This window comes from Bradyrhizobium sp. Crot121 (assembly GCF_059512385.1).
The window spans coordinates 21,015-37,654 of record NZ_JCAMOR010000055.1 but is presented as its reverse complement, the minus strand read 5'-3'; the positions used below and the strand labels follow the sequence as shown (position 1 = coordinate 37,654).

The following is a 16,640-nucleotide window of genomic DNA, read 5'->3' as shown; positions in this document are numbered from 1 at the left end:
GACCTTTCAAAAGATCGCGCACGGAAAAACGGGCGAGCAATATCGCCCTGACGGAGGAAACATGAAGCTTACTCAGGCCCTGACTTCGGCGGCACAGTTGCGCAGAGATAATGTCGGCACCATCTGCGGCGGCAGGTCGCGGACGTGGAAGGAGATCTGCCGCCGGGTCGCGGGCGCCGCCGCCGGCTTTCGCCGATTGGGGATCGAGCCCGGCGATCGCATCGCCATCCTGGCGTTCAACAGCGATCTCTATATCGAGGCGCTCTATGCTATCGCGTGGGCCGGAGCAGTCGCAGTGCCGCTGAATACGCGCTGGGCCGTTGCCGAAAATGCCTATGCGCTCAACGATTCCGAGCCTAGAATTCTCCTGGTGGATTCCGCATTTGCGGAGACTGCGACGGCGTTGCAGGAGTCAAGGCTGCTCGCCTCCGTCGTCTTCATGGATGAGGGGCGCCCGCCGAATAACATGCTGAGCTACGACGAGCTCGCAGCCGAGGATCCGATGGAGGACGCATCTGGCGCCGACAATGACCTCGCCGGAATTTTCTACACGGGCGGAACGACAGGCTTCCCCAAGGGAGTCATGCTGTCGCATGCCAACATCATCTATGAATCGCTGGTGTGGATCTACGCACTCCGATTCAAGGAGGACACCCGCTATCTTCATTCGGCGGGCATGTTCCATCTTGCCGGCGCCTCGCCGATGGTCGCCCTGACACTGATCGGCGGGACCCATGTCCTCATTCCCAAATTCGAGCCGGAGCTTGCGATGAAGGCGATCGCCGAGCACCGTGTGGATTACTGCCTGTTCGTGCCGACGATGCTCAACATGCTGCTCAACCATCCTACGTTCGGGCGATATGATCTTTCGAGCGTCAAGGATTGCGAATATGGCGCCTCGCCGATGCCGGACGCGCTTCTCATCAAGCTGATGCAGGTGCTGCCGGGTTGGCGCTTTCACCAGGGCTATGGCATGACCGAAAGCGCTGCTCTGGCGACCATCCTGCCCTGGGAGTATCACGCGCTCGAGGGGCCCCTGGCGGCGAAGCGGAAATCGGCCGGCCGCGCGGCGCCCGGCGTCGAGGTCCGCATCGTCGACGACGCAGGCAAGGAAGTGCCGCGCGGGACCGTCGGAGAGATCGCGATCCGCGGCGCCGGCGTCATGCTCGGCTACTGGCGCAAGCCCGCGGAATCTGCGCGCGTCCTTCGCAATGGATGGTTGCACACTGGCGACGGCGCCTGGATGGACGAGGACGGCTTCGTCTATATCGTCGACCGCATCAAGGACATGATCGTCTCGGGCGGAGAAAACGTCTACTCCGGCGAGGTCGAGAATGCGATTTTCCAGCACGAGCATGTCAGGGAATGCGCTGTCATCGCCGTGCCTGACCCGCAATGGGGCGAGGCTGTTCACGCGATCGTCGTGCCGAAAGACGGGCTCACGCTCGACGCGGAAACCGTGATTGCGCATTGCCGGACGTTGATTGCCGGCTACAAATGCCCGCGTTCGGTCGAAATCAGGCGTGAGCCGCTGCCGCTAACCGGCTCGGGCAAGATCATGAAGTCCGCGCTACGTGAGGAAAAATGGCGCGGGTATACGAGGTCGGTGAATTGATGCAGGTCGCCGTGACGCAGAAGGAACGAACCGCGCAATCGACGCAAGATTCCGCCCGAGCGGCCATCGTCTTCGACGAGCCTACAGTGCTGTCCGCGCTGGAACGGCATCTCCGACAAGAGTTGGGCAGCGAGGTCGAGATCGAAGGCCTTGAGCGCAAGTCGTCCGGCTTTTCCTGGATCACCTACAGCTTCGGTGCTCGGGCAGGAGCGGGAGCCAGTCGCCGGCTGATCTTGCGGGTCGGGCCACCGAACGGCCTGTTCGCGCCCTATTCGGTGCTGCCTCAGGTCCATGCGTTGCAATCGCTGAACGGAACGCAGGTCCCTGTTCCCGGGCTTGTGTCGTTCGATCAGGAAGGAACGGCGCTCGGCTGTCCGTTCTTCGTCTGCGAGCACGTCGAAGGCGATGTGCCCGCGCCCTGGGCCGGAAGCAAGCTGAGCGAAGAGCATCGGCGCGACATCGCAGGCCAATTCATCTCGATCCTGGGCGAACTGCACCGACTCGACTGGCGCGGGACCGAGCTTGCGTCCTTGCATGCGGAGAGCGGCGAACGCGACGAGGTCCGTGCCATCGCCGGCTGGTGCGCGTCGCTCGCGCGTCCGACCGCGCGCTACTATCCGCTGCTCGATTGGGGCGGGCGATGGCTGCTCGACAACTGTCCCTCGCCGCCACGTCGGACGATTGTGCATGGCGACTACAGGATCGGAAATTTCCTTGAGCGCGAGCAGCGGATCACTGCCATTCTCGATTGGGAACTTGTTCATCTCGGCGATCCTCATGAGGATCTGGCTTGGGCGCTGATGCCTACGTTCAATGGCCGAAGCAGGAAGCTCTATGGCGTCGTGGAGCGCAACGAAGTGATTGAACGCTATCAGCGTGCCTCCGGTGTGCAGATTTCCGAGAAAAGCCTAGCATATTACGAGGCATTCGCCCTGTACCAGGCGGCGGCAATCCAAATGCGCGCCGTTCGAGCCTTCGAGGTGGACAAGTTCAACGACATGCGCATGGCCGTGATGGCGAGTCAGATGGCTTCGATCGTGCGAGCCTTCGACCGGGCGCTCGAGGCCGCGGTATGAGTGCATCCTTCGACCGATTGATTGACGGCATGATCGAAGCGTTGCGAAGCCACGTGCTTCCGAGAAGTGGCGACGAATTCGTGCGGGGCCAGATATTCTCCACCATCTTCGCTCTGAACGGGCTGAAGCTCACGGCGGATTGGAAAGCCGGCCCGTTGCTGGAACAGGTGCGCGTCCAGGACGCCGCTCTCGCCGAAGTCGGACGGCTGGCGGGCAAGATGAGGCATCCCCCGATCCCGGCTTTGCCGCGCGCGGAAGGCGCCACAGCCGATTCCGCGGCCGTCGAGGCCCTGCGTGACGATGGGGATCGCATCCTGGGCGAGCTCCTGTTCTGGGCAAGCAGCGAAGATGCCAGGACGGCGGATCCCGCAGTTGCACGCGAGATCGAACTGTTCCTGCGCCGATCGATCTGCGAGCAGCTCAAGGTCGAGCTCGCGATGACGCCGAAATCCATGCTGCATCAGATTGCCACGGGCGAGGAAGGCGCCTGACAGCAGCGTCGCGGCCGCGCGTCTGGTTGCATCCTGCATCGCGCCTGCGCCACAGGGCCGCATTGGACCAGAACTATTGCAAATCCGACGCGTCGGTTTATTAATGGCCATCGGCTCTGGCCTGCGCATCCCGAGGAAGAAGACCATGTTTGAATTTGCCGAACCTGCGATGCTGGACGAGGAGCTGGTCCTCGTGAGATCCCAAATCCGCAGATATGTCGAGGAGCGCATCGTCCCGGAGGCGGAAGATTGGGAACAGACCGGCGAGATTCCCCGGCAGGTGTTCCGCGACCTCGGCTCGCTCGGCGTGCTCGGCATGCGCCATCCCGTCGAGTACGGCGGCGGCGGCCTTGGCGCGCTGTCGTCGGTGATCCTGGCCGAGGAGCTCTCGCGCTCGTCCTTCGGCGGCGTGGCGAGCTCGCTGACCGTCCATTCGGACATGTCGATCTCTCACATCGCGCATCGCGGCACTGAGGCGCAGAAGTCGCGCTATCTTCCTGCGGCCTGCGCCGGCGAGAAGGTCGGCGTCGTCTGCGTGACGGAGCCCAACGCGGGGTCCGATGTGGCCGGGCTCAAGACCCGCGCCACCCGGACCGACGCCGGCTGGGTGATCAACGGCTCGAAGACCTTCATCACCAACGGCGTGCTCGGCGACATCTATGTCGTGGCGGCGCGGACCGATCCGGACGCCCGCGGCGCGCGCGGCCTTTCACTCTTCATCGTCGAGCGCGGCACGCCGGGCTTCTCGATCTCCGGAAAGCTTCGCAAGCATGGCTGGCTGAGCTCGGACACTTCGGAACTGTTCTTCCAGGACGCGCTGGTCCCGCATGACGCGTTGCTCGGCGAGGAAGGCCGCGGGTTCTACTACATCATGAGCACGTTCCAAAACGAGCGTCTCGTCATCGGCGGGCTGGTGTCCGGCGCGTGCTCCAAGGCGATCGAGGTGACGCTCGACTACCTGCGTCAGCGCAAGGCGTTCGGCAAGACCCTGTGGGAGCAGCCGGTCGTGCGCAACAAGCTGTCATGGATGGCGGCGAAGGCGGCCGGCGTGCGCGCACTGACCTATCAGTGTGCGCAGATGGTCGACGAAGGCCAGGACGTCGTTCGCGAAGTTTCCATGCTGAAGGCGCTCGCGGGAGAAACATTGCAGGAGGTGGTGCACACCTGCCTGCAGCTCCATGGCGGGATCGGCTACATGTCGGGAACCCCGATCGAGCGGATGGTGAGGGATGCGCGCATCCTGACCATCGGCGGCGGCGCCACCGAGGTCATGCTCGAGGAAGTCGCCAAGCGCATGTGAGGCGGGCGGCGTGTAGTGGGCGCGGTCTTATAACGCCTGTCCGCGAAGTCGCAATGTGGTTAGGGAGGGCGAATGTCGGGTCCGCTATCTAGCTTGACCGTGGTGGAGCTCGCAGGAATAGGTCCGGGCCCGTTCGCTTGCATGATGCTTGCGGATGCCGGCGCGCGTGTGATCCGGGTCGATCGGCCGCCGGTCCGCGGCAGCGCGGCCGACGGCCTGTTCCGCAACGACGGCTTCGTCGATCGCGGCCGCCAATCGCTTGCGCTCGATCTGAAGCAGCCTGCCGGCGTGCAGGCGGCGCTCCGCCTCATCGAACGCGCCGACGTGCTGATCGAAGGCTTTCGCCCGGGCGTGACCGAACGCATGGGGCTCGGTCCGGAGGTCTGCCTCGCCCGCAATCCGCGCCTTGTCTATGGACGGATGACCGGCTGGGGCCAGCACGGTCCCTACGCGAATATGGCGGGCCATGACATCAACTACATCGGGCTCAGCGGCGCGCTGCACGCCATGGGCTCGGACGACAGGCCGCCTCCACCACCGCTGAACCTGGTCGGGGACTACGGCGGCGGAGGAATGCTGCTTGCGTTCGGCGTGGTGGCCGCCATTGTCGCAGCGACGGCGACCGGACGTGGACAGGTGATCGACGCGGCGATGGCCGACGGCGCGGCGCTGCTGATGGCTCCGATCTACGGCATGGCGGCGAAGGGCTATTGGTGCGATCAGCGCGGCGCCAACTTCCTCGATGGGGCCGCGCATTTCTACGGCACCTACGAATGCGCCGATGGCAAGTTCGTCGCGGTGGGGGCGATCGAGCCGCAATTCTATCGCAGCCTGCTCGATATTTGCGGCATCGGCGATCCCGCCTTCAAGGACCAGTGGCGCGCGGAGGCGTGGCCGGCGCTGCGCGACAAGCTCGCCGCCGTGTTTCGTTCGAAAACCCGTGCCGAATGGGTGGCGCGGTTCGAGGGGACGGATGCGTGCGTAACGCCCGTGCTCTCGATGAACGAGGCGCCGCTTCATCCGCACTATGTCGCCCGCGCAACATTCGCGATGACGGAGGCCGGTTCGCAACCGGCGCCGGGGCCGCGATTTGAAAGCACCAAGGGAGGGCTGCCTGCTCCAGCCCCGGCAACGGGCCGCGACACGCGCGTGATCCTGCGCGAGGTCGGCTATGAGACCGGCGCCATCGAGGATCTCCTGCGAAACGGCGCAGCCTATCAGCCTACTGACGGAACTTGAGCATGCTTTGTCCGCGCAACGTTGTCTGAGTTTGAGACGCCGGTTGTTGGTCTGTTCTGATCCGGACAAAGATCGAGGAAATCTTGAGAGCGAGAGAGCCGGGAGACCGCCGCAGCTTTCTCGCTCAAGCCAAATACCATCCGTGAAGTCTCGTTCAGCGTTGACATAAACCGGATGGCCGGACTATTAATTCATAACAGCCGGTCGTCATGCGACCGCGACCATGTCCAGGGTTTGAGGAACCGCGTCATGACAGAGATTGCAGAGCACCACGTCCTCAGTGCTGACGGTCCCGTCCTTGCAGAATTGCACAAGGACGGCGTTGCCCATGTGAAACTCAATCGACCGGACCAGGCCAATGGTCTCAACGTCGAGCTTCTCTCCGAGCTTCATCGCGTGATCATGCTGCTGCATGGCGACGACCGCGTGCGCGCCGTGCTCGTGACAGGTGAGGGCACGAACTTCTGCGCCGGCGGCGACGTCCACGCCTTCCTCGCCAAGGGCACGGATTTGCCTGCCTATATTCGCGTCGCGACCGCGTATCTTCGACTGGTTGCGACCGGCCTGATCCGATTGAAAGCGCCGGTGGTGTCGGCGGTTCACGGCTATGCGGCCGGCGGTGGCGGCATGGGTCTGGTGTGCGCATCCGACTTCGTCGTCGCCGCACAATCGGCAAAATTCATTGCAGGCGCAACGCGCGTGGCCATGGTTCCGGACGCCGGAGTCAGCGTGACGCTGACCCATCTGGTCGGTCTGCGCCGCGCGATGGAAATCCTGATGCTCAACCCGGTCATTGACGCGGCGCAGGCGCTCGAGATGGGGCTCATCACGCGCATGGTGCCCGACGCGGCATTGCTCGATCAGGCATGGGAGCTGGCGCGAACACTCGCCGCGGGTGCGCCGGCGGCGCTCGCAAACACCAAGCGTCTGCTCTGGAACGGCCTCGGTGAGGGAGTAGAAGCAGCCATGCCTGAGGAGAACCAGGCACAGGAGGTTCTCTCAGGCATGGCGGACGCGCGCGAGGGCCTCGCTGCCGTCATCGAGAAGCGCAAGCCGAAATTCACGGGGCGCTGAGGCGATGGCGGCTGACAACGTCAAGCGGCGGCGGGCTCTGGTCGCAGGTGGCGCAAGCGGCATCGGCGCGGCGACGGCCGCTCGGCTTGTGGCGACCGGCGCGGACGTGCTGATCGCGGACATCGATGCAGCCAACGGCGCGCGGATCTCCGGCGACATCGGCGCGACATTCGTCGCGGTGGACCTGACGGACCACGCCGCGGTATCAGCCGCGCTCGCGCACAGCGATCCGTTCGATATTCTCGTCAACAGCGCCGGCGCCGATCAGCATGCTTTCTTCACGCAGACGGAACCGAAGGATTGGGCGCGCCTGATCGCGCTCAATCTCGGCGCGGTGCTCAACACGACTCATGCGGTCCTGCCGGGAATGCAGCAGGCGCGTTACGGGCGCATCGTCAACGTGGCCTCCGAAGCCGGCCGGCTGGGCTCCAGGGGCGGCTCTGTCTATGCCGCGGCCAAGGGCGGCGTCATCGCCTTCACGCGCTCGATCGCGCGTGAGAACGGACGCATGGGAGTGACGGCGAATGTCGTCGCGCCCGGACCGATCGACACGCCGATGCTGCGGCGTGCGGTCGAGGACGGCGGAGAGAAGCTGATGACGGCTATGACCTCGGCAACGCTGGTCGGGCGCCTCGGCACGCCGCAGGAAGTCGCCGCCGTCATCGCCTTCCTTGCATCGGCTGATGCGGGCTACGTGACGGGCGAGGTGCTGGGCGCGTCCGGCGGCATGGGGTGCGGAGCGTGAGCCGCGATCCCGTCGAGGACGTCATCGATCGGGTGCGCGGCGTCTATTCGCGCTGGCGACGTGACACGCCCGTTTCGCAAATGCGTGCCGATTGGGATCAGCTCTTCAGCTCCTCTGTCTCCGCGACGATCGAGCCGGTGCAGGCCGATGCGGTTGCCTGCGAGTGGGTTCGACCCGCTGCGGCCCGCCGCGATGCGGCGGTCGTCTATCTTCATGGCGGCGGCTTCCGCGTTGGCTCGCCGACGTCTCACAGGGAGATCATCGCGCGACTGGCGGCGGAGGCCGGAATCCAGGTTCTCGCGGTGGACTATCGTCTGGCGCCCGAGCATCCGCTGCCGGCCGCGCTCGATGATGCGATCACGGTCCTCGAATGGCTGGAGAAGTCGGGCCTTCCCGCCGATCGTATCGCGCTGGCGGGAGATTCCGCCGGCGCTGCGTTGGCTCTAGGGACGATAGTTGCGCGCCTGCAGCAGGGTAAACCATCTCCGGCCGCAGCCTATCTGATGTCGGCATGGACCGACCTCACCGCATCGGGCGAGAGCTACCAGTCGCGCGCCGCGCTCGATCCGATCCACCAGCGTCCGATGATCCTTGCGATGGCGCGCGGCGCGCTCGGACCCGACGTGAGCACCGAGGATCCGCGGCTGTCACCCCTGCTTGCGAGCGCGGAGATCATGCGCGCGCTGCCTCCGATGCTGATGCAGGTCGGCGCGCGCGAAACGCTTGTCAGCGACACCGAGGACTTTGCGGCACGCGCCAACGCGGCCGGTGCTTCCGTCCGCTCGGAGATCTGGCCCGGCATGATTCACGTCTTCCAGCAATTCCCGGACCACTTGCCCGAGGCCCGCGAGGCGGTGGCAGCCGGCGGCAAATTCATTGCGACTCATCTCGTGAGCGTACAGACAGGAAGCAACCCTCCATGATCGGAATCACCGCGTTCGGGGGCTACATCCCCCGCCTTCGTCTCTCACGCGAGGCCGTAGCTCAGGCGAACGCCTGGTACGCTCCGCAGTTCGCGAGCCAGAAGGGCGAGCGCGCCTTTGCCAACTGGGACGAGGACAGCGTCACCATGGCGGTCGCGGCGGCACGCGACTGTCTGGGACCATCGGAGGACCGATCTCACGTTCGTTGCGTTCTCCTCGCCACCAACACGCCGCCGTTCGCGGAGCGGCTGAATTCGGCGATCGTTTCCGGCGCGCTGACGCTCGACGATACGGTCGAGGCCACCGATCTCGGGGGAACGCAGCGCGTGGCCCTCTCCGCCATTTCGCAGGCGATCGCGCGCAGCAACACTTATAAGGGCGATGTCCTCGTACTGGCCGCCGACCGGCGCAGGACGCGTGCGGCGAGCACGCAGGAGCTGGACTATGGCGATGGCGCGGCAGCACTCCTGATCGGCCGCAACAATGTGCTCGCGGAACTGGTCGGATCCGCGACGCTGTCGGTCGATTTCGTCGACCATTTCCGTGCAACAGGCTCGGAGATCGACTACCAGTGGGAAGAACGCTGGGTCCGCGAAGAGGGCATCAGCAAGCTCGTGCCGCGCGTGGTGGCCGCAGCCTTGAAGGAAGCGGGGGTCACCGCCGACAAGGTCGATCACTTCATTTTTCCGACGTCGTTCTCGCGCATGGATGCGCAGGTCGCCAAGGCCTGCGGCGTGCGCGGTAACGCAATCGCATCGTCCATGATGGAGCGCATCGGCGACTGCGGCGCGGCGCACGGGCTCATCATGCTTGCGCATGTTCTCGAACGCGCGCAGCCCGGCCAGATCATCGTGCTCACGCAGTTCGGCAGCGGAGCCCAGGCGATCGTGCTGCGGACCACACCGCTGATCACAGGCTTCAGGCCCGTGCGCGGCGTTTCGAGCTGGCTCTCGCGCGGCAAGGAAGACCGCAACTATACCCGCTTTCTCTCGTTCGGCGGCCAGCTCCAGCTCGAGCGCGGAATGCGCGGCGAGCAGGACCGCAAGACCGCGCTCAGCACGGCATGGCGCAACCGCACGGCGCTGCTTGGCCTCGTAGCCGGCAAGTGCCGCGTCACCGGCAGCGTCCACTTTCCGCCATCGCGCCTATCCTATGATCCCGGCGCGCCGCTGCAGGACACGCAGGAGCCTTACAAGCTCGCAGACCGGGCGGCCCACATCCTGAGCTGGTCGGCGGAATATCTCTCCTACCATCCGTCGCCGCCGCATCACTACGGTCAGATCGACTTCGAGGGCGGCGGCCGCATCCTGATGGATTCACCGATCTCGACGTCGGCGAAGTCGATTCCGGAACGGCGATGGAGATGGTCTTCAGGATCAAGGACGTCGACACGGTCCGCGGCTACACGCGGTATTTCTGGAAGGCAACGCCGGCGCGCGACGCATCGGGCGCGATCACGAACGGCAATTGAAGGAGCAGGCAAACGTGGCTAGTGGCATCAAAGACAAGGTCGCGATCCTCGGCATGGGATGCAGTCGTTTCGGGGAGCGCTGGGAGGCGAGCCCCGAGGACTTGATGCTCGAGGCCTATAGCGAGGCGATGCAGGATGCGGGGATCACGCCCGATCAATTGGGCGCCGCCTGGTTCTCCACGCACATGGACGACGTCGGAACCGGCCGCGGCGGAACGCCGATGAGCATCGCGCTGCGGCTGCCGAATATCGGCGTGACGCGCGTCGAGAACTTCTGCGCGGGCGGCTCGGAAGCGATCCGCGCCGCGGTCTATGCGGTGGCCGCGGGCGCCTGCGACATCGCCCTCGCGGTCGGCGTGGAGAAGCTGAAGGATACCGGCTATGGCGGCCTGCCGGTCGCCACCGTCGGAACGTATATTCCGCAATGGTATCCGAACGCGGTTGCGCCCGCGAATTTCGCGCAGGTCGCCGCCGCCTACCGCTACAAGCACCGCGTCGATCCGAAGACGCTCAAGCGCGCCATCGCCCACGTCTCGGTCAAGAGCCACGACAACGGCACCAAGAATCCGAAAGCACATCTGCAGAAGACGATCACCGAAGAGCAATGCCTGCGGGCACCGACCATCGCCGCGCCGCTCGGCTTGTTCGATTGTTGCGGCGTGTCCGATGGGGCTGCGGCTGTCATCGTCACGACGCCCGACATCGCGCGTGGTATGGGCAAGCGCAATCTGGTGACGTTCAAGGCGCTCCAGATCGCCTGCTCCAACGGATGGGAGCTCCAGGGCAACGGCTGGGACGGCAGCTATTTTCACACGACTCGGATCGCGGCCAAGAAGGCCTATATCGAGGCCGGCATCGATCGCCCGCGCGAGCAGATCAGCATGACCGAGGTGCACGACTGCTTCTCCATCACCGAGCTCGTCACGATGGAAGACCTGTTCCTGTCGGACGAAGGATGCGCGGTGCGGGATGTGCTCGAGGGCGAGTTCGATGCCTCCGGTCGCGTGCCCTGCCAGATCGACGGCGGACTGAAGAGCTTCGGTCATCCGGTCGGCGCGAGCGGCATTCGCATGCTCTACGAGATCTATCTGCAGCTCAACGGCCGTGCTGGCGCCCGTCAGCTCGCCGATCCGAGCCTGGGGCTGATCCACAATCTCGGCGGCCAGCCGTCGCAGAACGTGTGCTCGGTCTCGATCATCGGCCGCGAGGGAGTCTGAGATCGTGGAGCAGGTCGTTCTCCTCGACAGGCCGTCGCCGTCGGTGGCGCGCTTGCGCATCAATAGGCCCGCCAAGCGCAATGCGATCGATCACGCCGTCCGGCAGGGATTCATCGATGCGCTCGGCGGCCTGCGGGGCGATCCCTCGGTCCGCGCGCTGGTGCTCGGCGGTGTTGACGGCGTCTTCTCGGCGGGCGGCGACCTCCCCACCATGGCGAATCTCGACCACGCGCAGGCGGAGGCACGCATGCGGCACGTTCATGCCGTCTGTCGCGCCCTTGCGGAATCCGGCCTCTCGATCGTCAGTGCGCTCGAGGGCGTGGTGGCGGGCGCGGCCGTCGGCATGGCCCTGCTCGGCGATCACATCGTCGCCGGGCGACGGACGCAGATTCTGTTTCCCTTCCTCCGGCTCGGGCTTGCGCCGGATTGGGGACAGCTTTTCACCTTGCGGCAGCGCGTCAGCAAGGTAACTGCCTGGCGGCTCGTGACGTCGCCGGCAGCGGTGAGCGGCGAGCAAGCTTTCACCATAGGGCTTGCCGATCAGCTCGTAGCGGATGACGACATCATGAATGCCGCGATCATCGAGGCGTTGCGCCTTTCGCAGCTTCCGATCGAGGCGCTGCGACGGACGCGCGAGCGGCTCACCGATCCGTCGCGGTCGCTCGAGGACGAATTGGCGCGCGAGGTGCGTGACCAGGCGGTGTGCTTGACCGGTTCGGAATTCGCCGAAGGCTATGCCGCCTTCATGGCGAAGCGCGCCCCCGACTTCCTGGGGATTGCGGCAAAGGAGCGCGCATGAGTGGGCAAGCAGATGCGCCTCGCCGAACCGGTGCCCTGCACATCGGCGTGGTCGGCGCTGGCACAATGGGGCGCGGGATCGTTCAGCTCTTCGCCCAGGCTGGACATACCGTGCTCTGCTTCGACGAGAAGCTCGACGCCGCTGCTCACGGCGTTGCCGCGGTGTTCGCGACGCTCGAGAGCCTTGTTGCGAAGGGAAGGCTTGCTTCCGACGCGTTGGACGGCATCCGCGCCCGCGCGAAGTCCTGCGCGGCCCTCACGGACCTTGCAGGGTGCGACGTCGTCATCGAGGCCATCATCGAGGATATCGCGGTCAAGCGCGACCTGTTCGGGCGGCTGGAGGGTATCGTCGCGGACAACTGCATCCTTGCCACGAACACTTCGTCGCTGATCGTCGCGGAGATTGCGTCAGCCTGTCGGCACCCCGAGCGCGTCGCAGGTCTCCATTTCTTCAATCCCGTTCCCTTGATGAAGGTGGCGGAGATTATCGCGGCGGTGCGGACGGCGCCCTTGGTCGTCGCCACCTTGCGCGCCATCGTCGAAGGCGCCGGGCACAAGGCCGTCGTGGTCGCCGACCAGCCCGGCTTCCTGGTCAATCATGCAGGCCGCGGCCTCTACACCGAGGGATTGCGGATTGTCGAGGAGCGGGTCGCGACCCCGTCGGAGGTCGACGACGTCCTGCGCGAAAGCCTGGGCTTTCGCATGGGCCCGTTCGAGCTGCTCGATCTCACGGGCCTCGACGTATCCTCCAAGGTGATGACGTCGATTTACGAGCAGTTCCAGGAGGAGCCGCGCTTTCGCCCGTCGTCGCTGGTGCCTCCGCGGGTCGCGGCCGGACTCTATGGTCGCAAGACCGGCGAGGGATGGTATCGCTACGAGAAGGGGCAGAAGGTCGAGCCCGCGCGCAGGTCCGCGCCGTCCCTGCCGGGCGGTCTGACCGTGTGGGTCGATCCCGATGCGCCCGACGGTGACGCACTCGCAGGCCTCGTGCAGAACACAGGAGCCAGGCGGCGTTTGTCCGCGTCCGACGCCGATATTTGCGTGGTCCAGCCCATTGGAGAGGACGCCACGTCCGCTGCGCTCCGGCTCGGACTTGACCCGTCACGATCGGTCGCCGTCGATCCGATAACCCCGTTCGTCCGGCGCAGGACCATGATGTTGACGGTCACCACCACGCCTGCGGTCCGTGACGCCGCGCATGCCCTGCTGGCAAGCGACGAGGTCCCGGTCAGCGTCATCGGCGACAGCATCGGTTTCATCGCCCAACGCGTCATCGCCACGATCGTCAATATCGCGGCCAACATCGCGCAGCGCGCGATCGCTGAGGTCGAGGATCTGGAGGCGGCTGTGCGCATCGGGCTCGGCTATCCCTTCGGGCCCCTGCATTGGGGCGACCGAATGGGTGCCACCAAAATCCTGCAGATCCTGAACGGGCAACTGCAGGCGACCGGCGATCCGCGATACCGCCCAAGCCCGTGGATCGCGCGACGCGCGGCGCTCGGAGTTTCCCTGCTCACCCCGGAGGCTCCGCGATGAGCGTGCAGCACGCCGCGCCCGCCGGTCGCTTGCGAACGTCAGGACTTGCGGTCTGACGAAACCTGTGAAGCCGGCGAGCGGGTGCCGAGGTGTCGGAACCGCACGGTGGCCAACGATGAATTCAAACGACCGAGGAAACCTGCCATGAGCGCAAATGACGACCTTCATCACTATGACGCCGTCGTGATCGGCGCCGGTGCCGGCGGCATGACCGCCGCCGCGCGCCTCGTGGCAGCGGGTCGCAAGACGCTGCTGGTCGAGCGGCTGGGACGGTTGGGCGGTCGTGCCTCGAGCGAAGAGATCGACGGCCACATCGTCAACATCGGGGCGATCGCGATCGAGCTCGGCGGCGTCTTCGAGGAGAGCTTTACGCTATTGGGTGTGCCGCTCGATCTGCGCGAGCCGAAGCCGGCCACGGTCTTCTATGTGGACGGCAAGATCATCAATGCCGCCAAGGGCGGCTGGGGCATGCTGCTCGGCGCCTTCACCAAGCAGGCGGCCAAGATCGGCACCAAGTTTGCTGACGCACGCAACGGCGATCTGCCGGAAGCGAAGCTGTCGACCGCGGAATGGCTGTCGAGCTACACGTCGAACGCCACCGTGCACGCGATCTTCCGCAACCTCTGTGCCGCGATCTTTGCCGCGAATGCCGATGAGCTGCCGGCGCGCGCGTTCCTGACCTATTTCGCCGTCAAGGGCGCCTTCAAGCGCTTCGGATTTTGCCCACGCGGCACGATCGGGCTATGGAACGACCTCGGCGACGGCATCCGGCGTGCCGGCGGCGATATCTGGCTCAATGCATCGGTCGCCGGGCTGCAGGTGGAAGGCGACAGGGTGATCGGGCTCGACATCGAGCGCGATGGCACGAGGTTTCGTGTCGGCGCCAGGACGGTCATCAGCAATATCGGTCCGGCGGCCACCGCTGCGTTGCCGGGGGTCGAGGCGTTCGGAGAGGATTACATCAACCAGGCGCGCACGCAGATGCGCTCGTCGGCGAACATCGTTATTAACTTCGCGACGAAGAAGCGCCTCATCGACGCGCCCGGTCTTGTGACCTTCGGCGCGACCCAGCGGCTCTGCAACATGGGCGAGCTGACGGCAACCTGCCCGGAGCTCGCGCCGCCCGGCTGGTATCAATATGTCGCCTACGCCGTTCCCAAGCCTGCGATCGGCGACTTCGACGAGATGGCTGAGATCGAGGCCTCGCTCGCTGATCTGCGCTCGCTGTTCGCCGATTTTGCCGACGCGAAGATGCTGTCCATCCGCGTCATGCGCAATGACTGGCCGGCTCAACGCTCCTGCGCCGGGTTCGACCTGCCGCAAGATACGCCGCTGGTCAATCTCTGGCATGTCGGCGACGCCGTGAAGGACTATGGCGATGGTGGCACGCAGGCTTGTGCCTACACCGCGCGGGAGGCGGTCAGGAAGGCGGTGGCGTTGCTGGAGGCGGGGCGGCATGACCGCGTTGAGCGCTCTCGCGACCCGCGAACAGAGGAAGACCGCGATCGACGACGCCCTCCATTGCGTCGCGGCGCCGGTCGCTCGATCGCGTGACCGGGTCTCTCGCGCATCTGTGCCAATCGGCCGGGGGAGGCCTCTCGACGGGCCTCGATATTCGGCAGGTCGCAGCGTTCGAGCTCGCGTGGACGTCGGCGGATACGCTCGCGGCGGAAGCCGTGCTCGCCTCCCTCGATCTGGCGCGCGATGGCTTCGAAACAGCCCTGGGTCTCGTGTTCGTGGTCGACGCGATCGTTGCAACGATGGAGCGGCTCGATACGATCGGTCTCGATCTCGACGCGCAGGACCCGACGGGCGCGTTACGAGCGGACAGAAGGTTCATCGCTCTGCGTCGTCTCGCAACGGCTCCGGCGATGCTTGAAGCTGTCGGAGTTGGTGTGGCGGAGGCTGACGGCGAGCTCGGCGGCTCCCTGATCTCGGAGGACAATCTCGCGGTCCAGGACAGCGTCCGCCGTCTGGCTGCGGACGTCGTCGTTCCGCTCGCCGAAAAGATCCATCGCCACGACCTGACGGTGCCAGAAGATATCCTCGCCGGGTTGCGCGAGATAGGCGCTTTCGGGCTCGCAATTCCCGAGGCATTCGGCGGCACGGCCCAGCAATCGGAGGACGACACCCAGAGAATGCTTCTCGTCACGGAGGCGCTTTCGGAGGCCTCGCTCGGCGCCGCGGGCAGCCTGATCACGCGCCCGGAAATTCTGTGCCGCGCTCTGCTCGCCGGCGGCACGCCGGAGCAGAAGGAGCGCTGGCTGCCGCCGATCGCGCGTGGCGAGATCCTCTGCGCGATCTCGATCACCGAACCCGACTACGGCTCCGACGTCGCCTCGCTCGGCTTGCGCGCCACGCGCGTCGATGGCGGCTGGCATCTCAACGGCGCCAAGACCTGGTGTACCTTTGCCGGCAAGGCTGATCTCCTCATGGTGGTCGCCCGCACCAACCCGGATCGTTCGCTCGGTCATCGCGGCCTCAGCCTTATGCTGGTCGAGAAGCCATCCGATGACGGGCACGCTTTCGATGTTCGCCAGCCCGCAGGCGGCAGGCTCCTCGGTCGCGCGATCTCGACCATCGGCTATCGCGGCATGCATTCCTTCGACCTCGGTTTCGAGGACTTCTTCGTGCCCGACGCCAACATGATCGGCGGTGAGGCGGGGATCGGACGGGGATTCTATTTCACCATGTCGGGCATGGTCGGCGGACGCATTCAGACATCGGCACGGGCGTGCGGCGTGATGCGGGCCGCCTTGCGGGCCGCGATTCGCTACACCGGAGATCGCCGGGTGTTCGGTGCGAGCTTGCAGTCCTATGCGCTGACGCGCGCCAAGCTTGCGCGCATGGGAGCGCGGTTCGCCGCCTGCCGCACGCTGTCCCACGCCGTGGCCCGGCTGATCGATCAGGGCAAGGGGCGCATGGAGGCGAGCTTGGTCAAGCTTCTGGCCTGCCGAACCGCCGAGATCGTCACGCGCGAGGCGTTGCAGTTGCACGGCGGCATGGGCTACGCCGAGGAAACGCCGGTGAGCCGCTATTTCGTCGATGCGCGCGTGCTGTCGATCTTTGAAGGCGCCGAGGAGACCCTCGCGCTCAAGGTCGTCGCGCGAAGCCTGCTCGAAGAGGCGCTTGGCTTGCGCGCCGGAGTTGCCTGA

Annotated in this window: 14 protein-coding genes; all 14 read left to right on the top strand. The window is 65.5% G+C overall.

The annotated features are described in order from the left end of the window. Positions 1-61 precede the first annotated feature (61 nt). The 14 genes from AC5ZGW_RS32920 to AC5ZGW_RS32855 all read left to right on the top strand — a co-directional run bounded on the left by AC5ZGW_RS32920 (position 62) and on the right by AC5ZGW_RS32855 (position 16,640). A complete protein-coding gene (locus AC5ZGW_RS32920; RefSeq protein ID WP_130226810.1) occupies positions 62-1,615 on the top strand; it encodes an acyl-CoA synthetase in 1,554 nt (517 codons plus the stop codon). After that, positions 1,585-2,691, top strand: coding sequence for a phosphotransferase family protein (locus tag AC5ZGW_RS32915; RefSeq protein ID WP_130226811.1), 1,107 nt, complete (start codon positions 1,585-1,587; stop codon positions 2,689-2,691). The genes AC5ZGW_RS32920 and AC5ZGW_RS32915 overlap by 31 nt, the downstream gene beginning before the upstream one ends. Continuing rightward, positions 2,688-3,182: a hypothetical protein gene (locus AC5ZGW_RS32910; RefSeq protein WP_130226812.1), complete on the top strand. Its 495-nt coding sequence runs from the start codon at positions 2,688-2,690 to the stop codon at positions 3,180-3,182. The genes AC5ZGW_RS32915 and AC5ZGW_RS32910 overlap by 4 nt, the downstream gene beginning before the upstream one ends. A gap of 145 nt (positions 3,183-3,327) precedes the next feature. Beyond that, the gene (locus AC5ZGW_RS32905; RefSeq protein ID WP_130226813.1) at positions 3,328-4,482 is read left to right on the top strand and encodes an acyl-CoA dehydrogenase family protein; all 1,155 of its coding nucleotides are present in this window, start codon (positions 3,328-3,330) and stop codon (positions 4,480-4,482) included. Positions 4,483-4,554: 72 nt separating this feature from the next. Beyond that, positions 4,555-5,721, top strand: coding sequence for a CaiB/BaiF CoA transferase family protein (locus AC5ZGW_RS32900; RefSeq protein WP_130226814.1), 1,167 nt, complete (start codon positions 4,555-4,557; stop codon positions 5,719-5,721). Positions 5,722-5,970: 249 nt separating this feature from the next. Continuing rightward, positions 5,971-6,795, top strand: coding sequence for an enoyl-CoA hydratase/isomerase family protein (locus tag AC5ZGW_RS32895; RefSeq protein ID WP_130226815.1), 825 nt, complete (start codon positions 5,971-5,973; stop codon positions 6,793-6,795). A 4-nt stretch (positions 6,796-6,799) separates the two neighbouring features. Beyond that, positions 6,800-7,540 carry an SDR family NAD(P)-dependent oxidoreductase gene (locus AC5ZGW_RS32890; RefSeq protein ID WP_130226816.1) on the top strand — a complete coding sequence of 247 codons (741 nt, stop codon included), beginning with the start codon at positions 6,800-6,802 and terminating at the stop codon, positions 7,538-7,540. Beyond that, positions 7,537-8,463, top strand: a complete 927-nt coding sequence (locus AC5ZGW_RS32885) for an alpha/beta hydrolase (protein WP_245474779.1) — start codon at positions 7,537-7,539, stop codon at positions 8,461-8,463. Before AC5ZGW_RS32890 ends, AC5ZGW_RS32885 begins: the two co-directional genes overlap by 4 nt. Beyond that, positions 8,460-9,956: a 3-oxoacyl-[acyl-carrier-protein] synthase III C-terminal domain-containing protein gene (locus tag AC5ZGW_RS32880; RefSeq protein ID WP_207231049.1), complete on the top strand. Its 1,497-nt coding sequence runs from the start codon at positions 8,460-8,462 to the stop codon at positions 9,954-9,956. Before AC5ZGW_RS32885 ends, AC5ZGW_RS32880 begins: the two co-directional genes overlap by 4 nt. Next, positions 9,949-11,151, top strand: a complete 1,203-nt coding sequence (locus tag AC5ZGW_RS32875; RefSeq protein WP_130226817.1) for an acetyl-CoA acetyltransferase — start codon at positions 9,949-9,951, stop codon at positions 11,149-11,151. The genes AC5ZGW_RS32880 and AC5ZGW_RS32875 overlap by 8 nt, the downstream gene beginning before the upstream one ends. A 4-nt stretch (positions 11,152-11,155) precedes the next feature. Continuing rightward, positions 11,156-11,950 (top strand): enoyl-CoA hydratase/isomerase family protein, encoded by a 795-nt coding sequence (locus tag AC5ZGW_RS32870; protein ID WP_165435285.1) that lies wholly within the window; start codon positions 11,156-11,158, stop codon positions 11,948-11,950. Beyond that, positions 11,947-13,485, top strand: coding sequence for a 3-hydroxyacyl-CoA dehydrogenase (locus AC5ZGW_RS32865; protein ID WP_130226819.1), 1,539 nt, complete (start codon positions 11,947-11,949; stop codon positions 13,483-13,485). The genes AC5ZGW_RS32870 and AC5ZGW_RS32865 overlap by 4 nt, the downstream gene beginning before the upstream one ends. A gap of 144 nt (positions 13,486-13,629) precedes the next feature. Beyond that, positions 13,630-15,039 (top strand): phytoene desaturase family protein, encoded by a 1,410-nt coding sequence (locus AC5ZGW_RS32860; RefSeq protein ID WP_130226820.1) that lies wholly within the window; start codon positions 13,630-13,632, stop codon positions 15,037-15,039. Further along, a complete protein-coding gene (locus AC5ZGW_RS32855; RefSeq protein WP_207231050.1) occupies positions 15,036-16,640 on the top strand; it encodes an acyl-CoA dehydrogenase family protein in 1,605 nt (534 codons plus the stop codon). Before AC5ZGW_RS32860 ends, AC5ZGW_RS32855 begins: the two co-directional genes overlap by 4 nt.

Coding starts and splice junctions, on each gene's coding strand:
- AC5ZGW_RS32900 (WP_130226814.1), top strand. CDS start 4,555: ATGTCGGGTCCGCTATCTAGCTTGACCGTGGTGGAGCTCGCAGGAATA.
- AC5ZGW_RS32895 (WP_130226815.1), top strand. CDS start 5,971: ATGACAGAGATTGCAGAGCACCACGTCCTCAGTGCTGACGGTCCCGTC.
- AC5ZGW_RS32890 (WP_130226816.1), top strand. CDS start 6,800: ATGGCGGCTGACAACGTCAAGCGGCGGCGGGCTCTGGTCGCAGGTGGC.
- AC5ZGW_RS32880 (WP_207231049.1), top strand. CDS start 8,460: ATGATCGGAATCACCGCGTTCGGGGGCTACATCCCCCGCCTTCGTCTC.
- AC5ZGW_RS32860 (WP_130226820.1), top strand. CDS start 13,630: ATGAGCGCAAATGACGACCTTCATCACTATGACGCCGTCGTGATCGGC.
- AC5ZGW_RS32865 (WP_130226819.1), top strand. CDS start 11,947: ATGAGTGGGCAAGCAGATGCGCCTCGCCGAACCGGTGCCCTGCACATC.
- AC5ZGW_RS32910 (WP_130226812.1), top strand. CDS start 2,688: ATGAGTGCATCCTTCGACCGATTGATTGACGGCATGATCGAAGCGTTG.
- AC5ZGW_RS32915 (WP_130226811.1), top strand. CDS start 1,585: ATGGCGCGGGTATACGAGGTCGGTGAATTGATGCAGGTCGCCGTGACG.
- AC5ZGW_RS32905 (WP_130226813.1), top strand. CDS start 3,328: ATGTTTGAATTTGCCGAACCTGCGATGCTGGACGAGGAGCTGGTCCTC.
- AC5ZGW_RS32920 (WP_130226810.1), top strand. CDS start 62: ATGAAGCTTACTCAGGCCCTGACTTCGGCGGCACAGTTGCGCAGAGAT.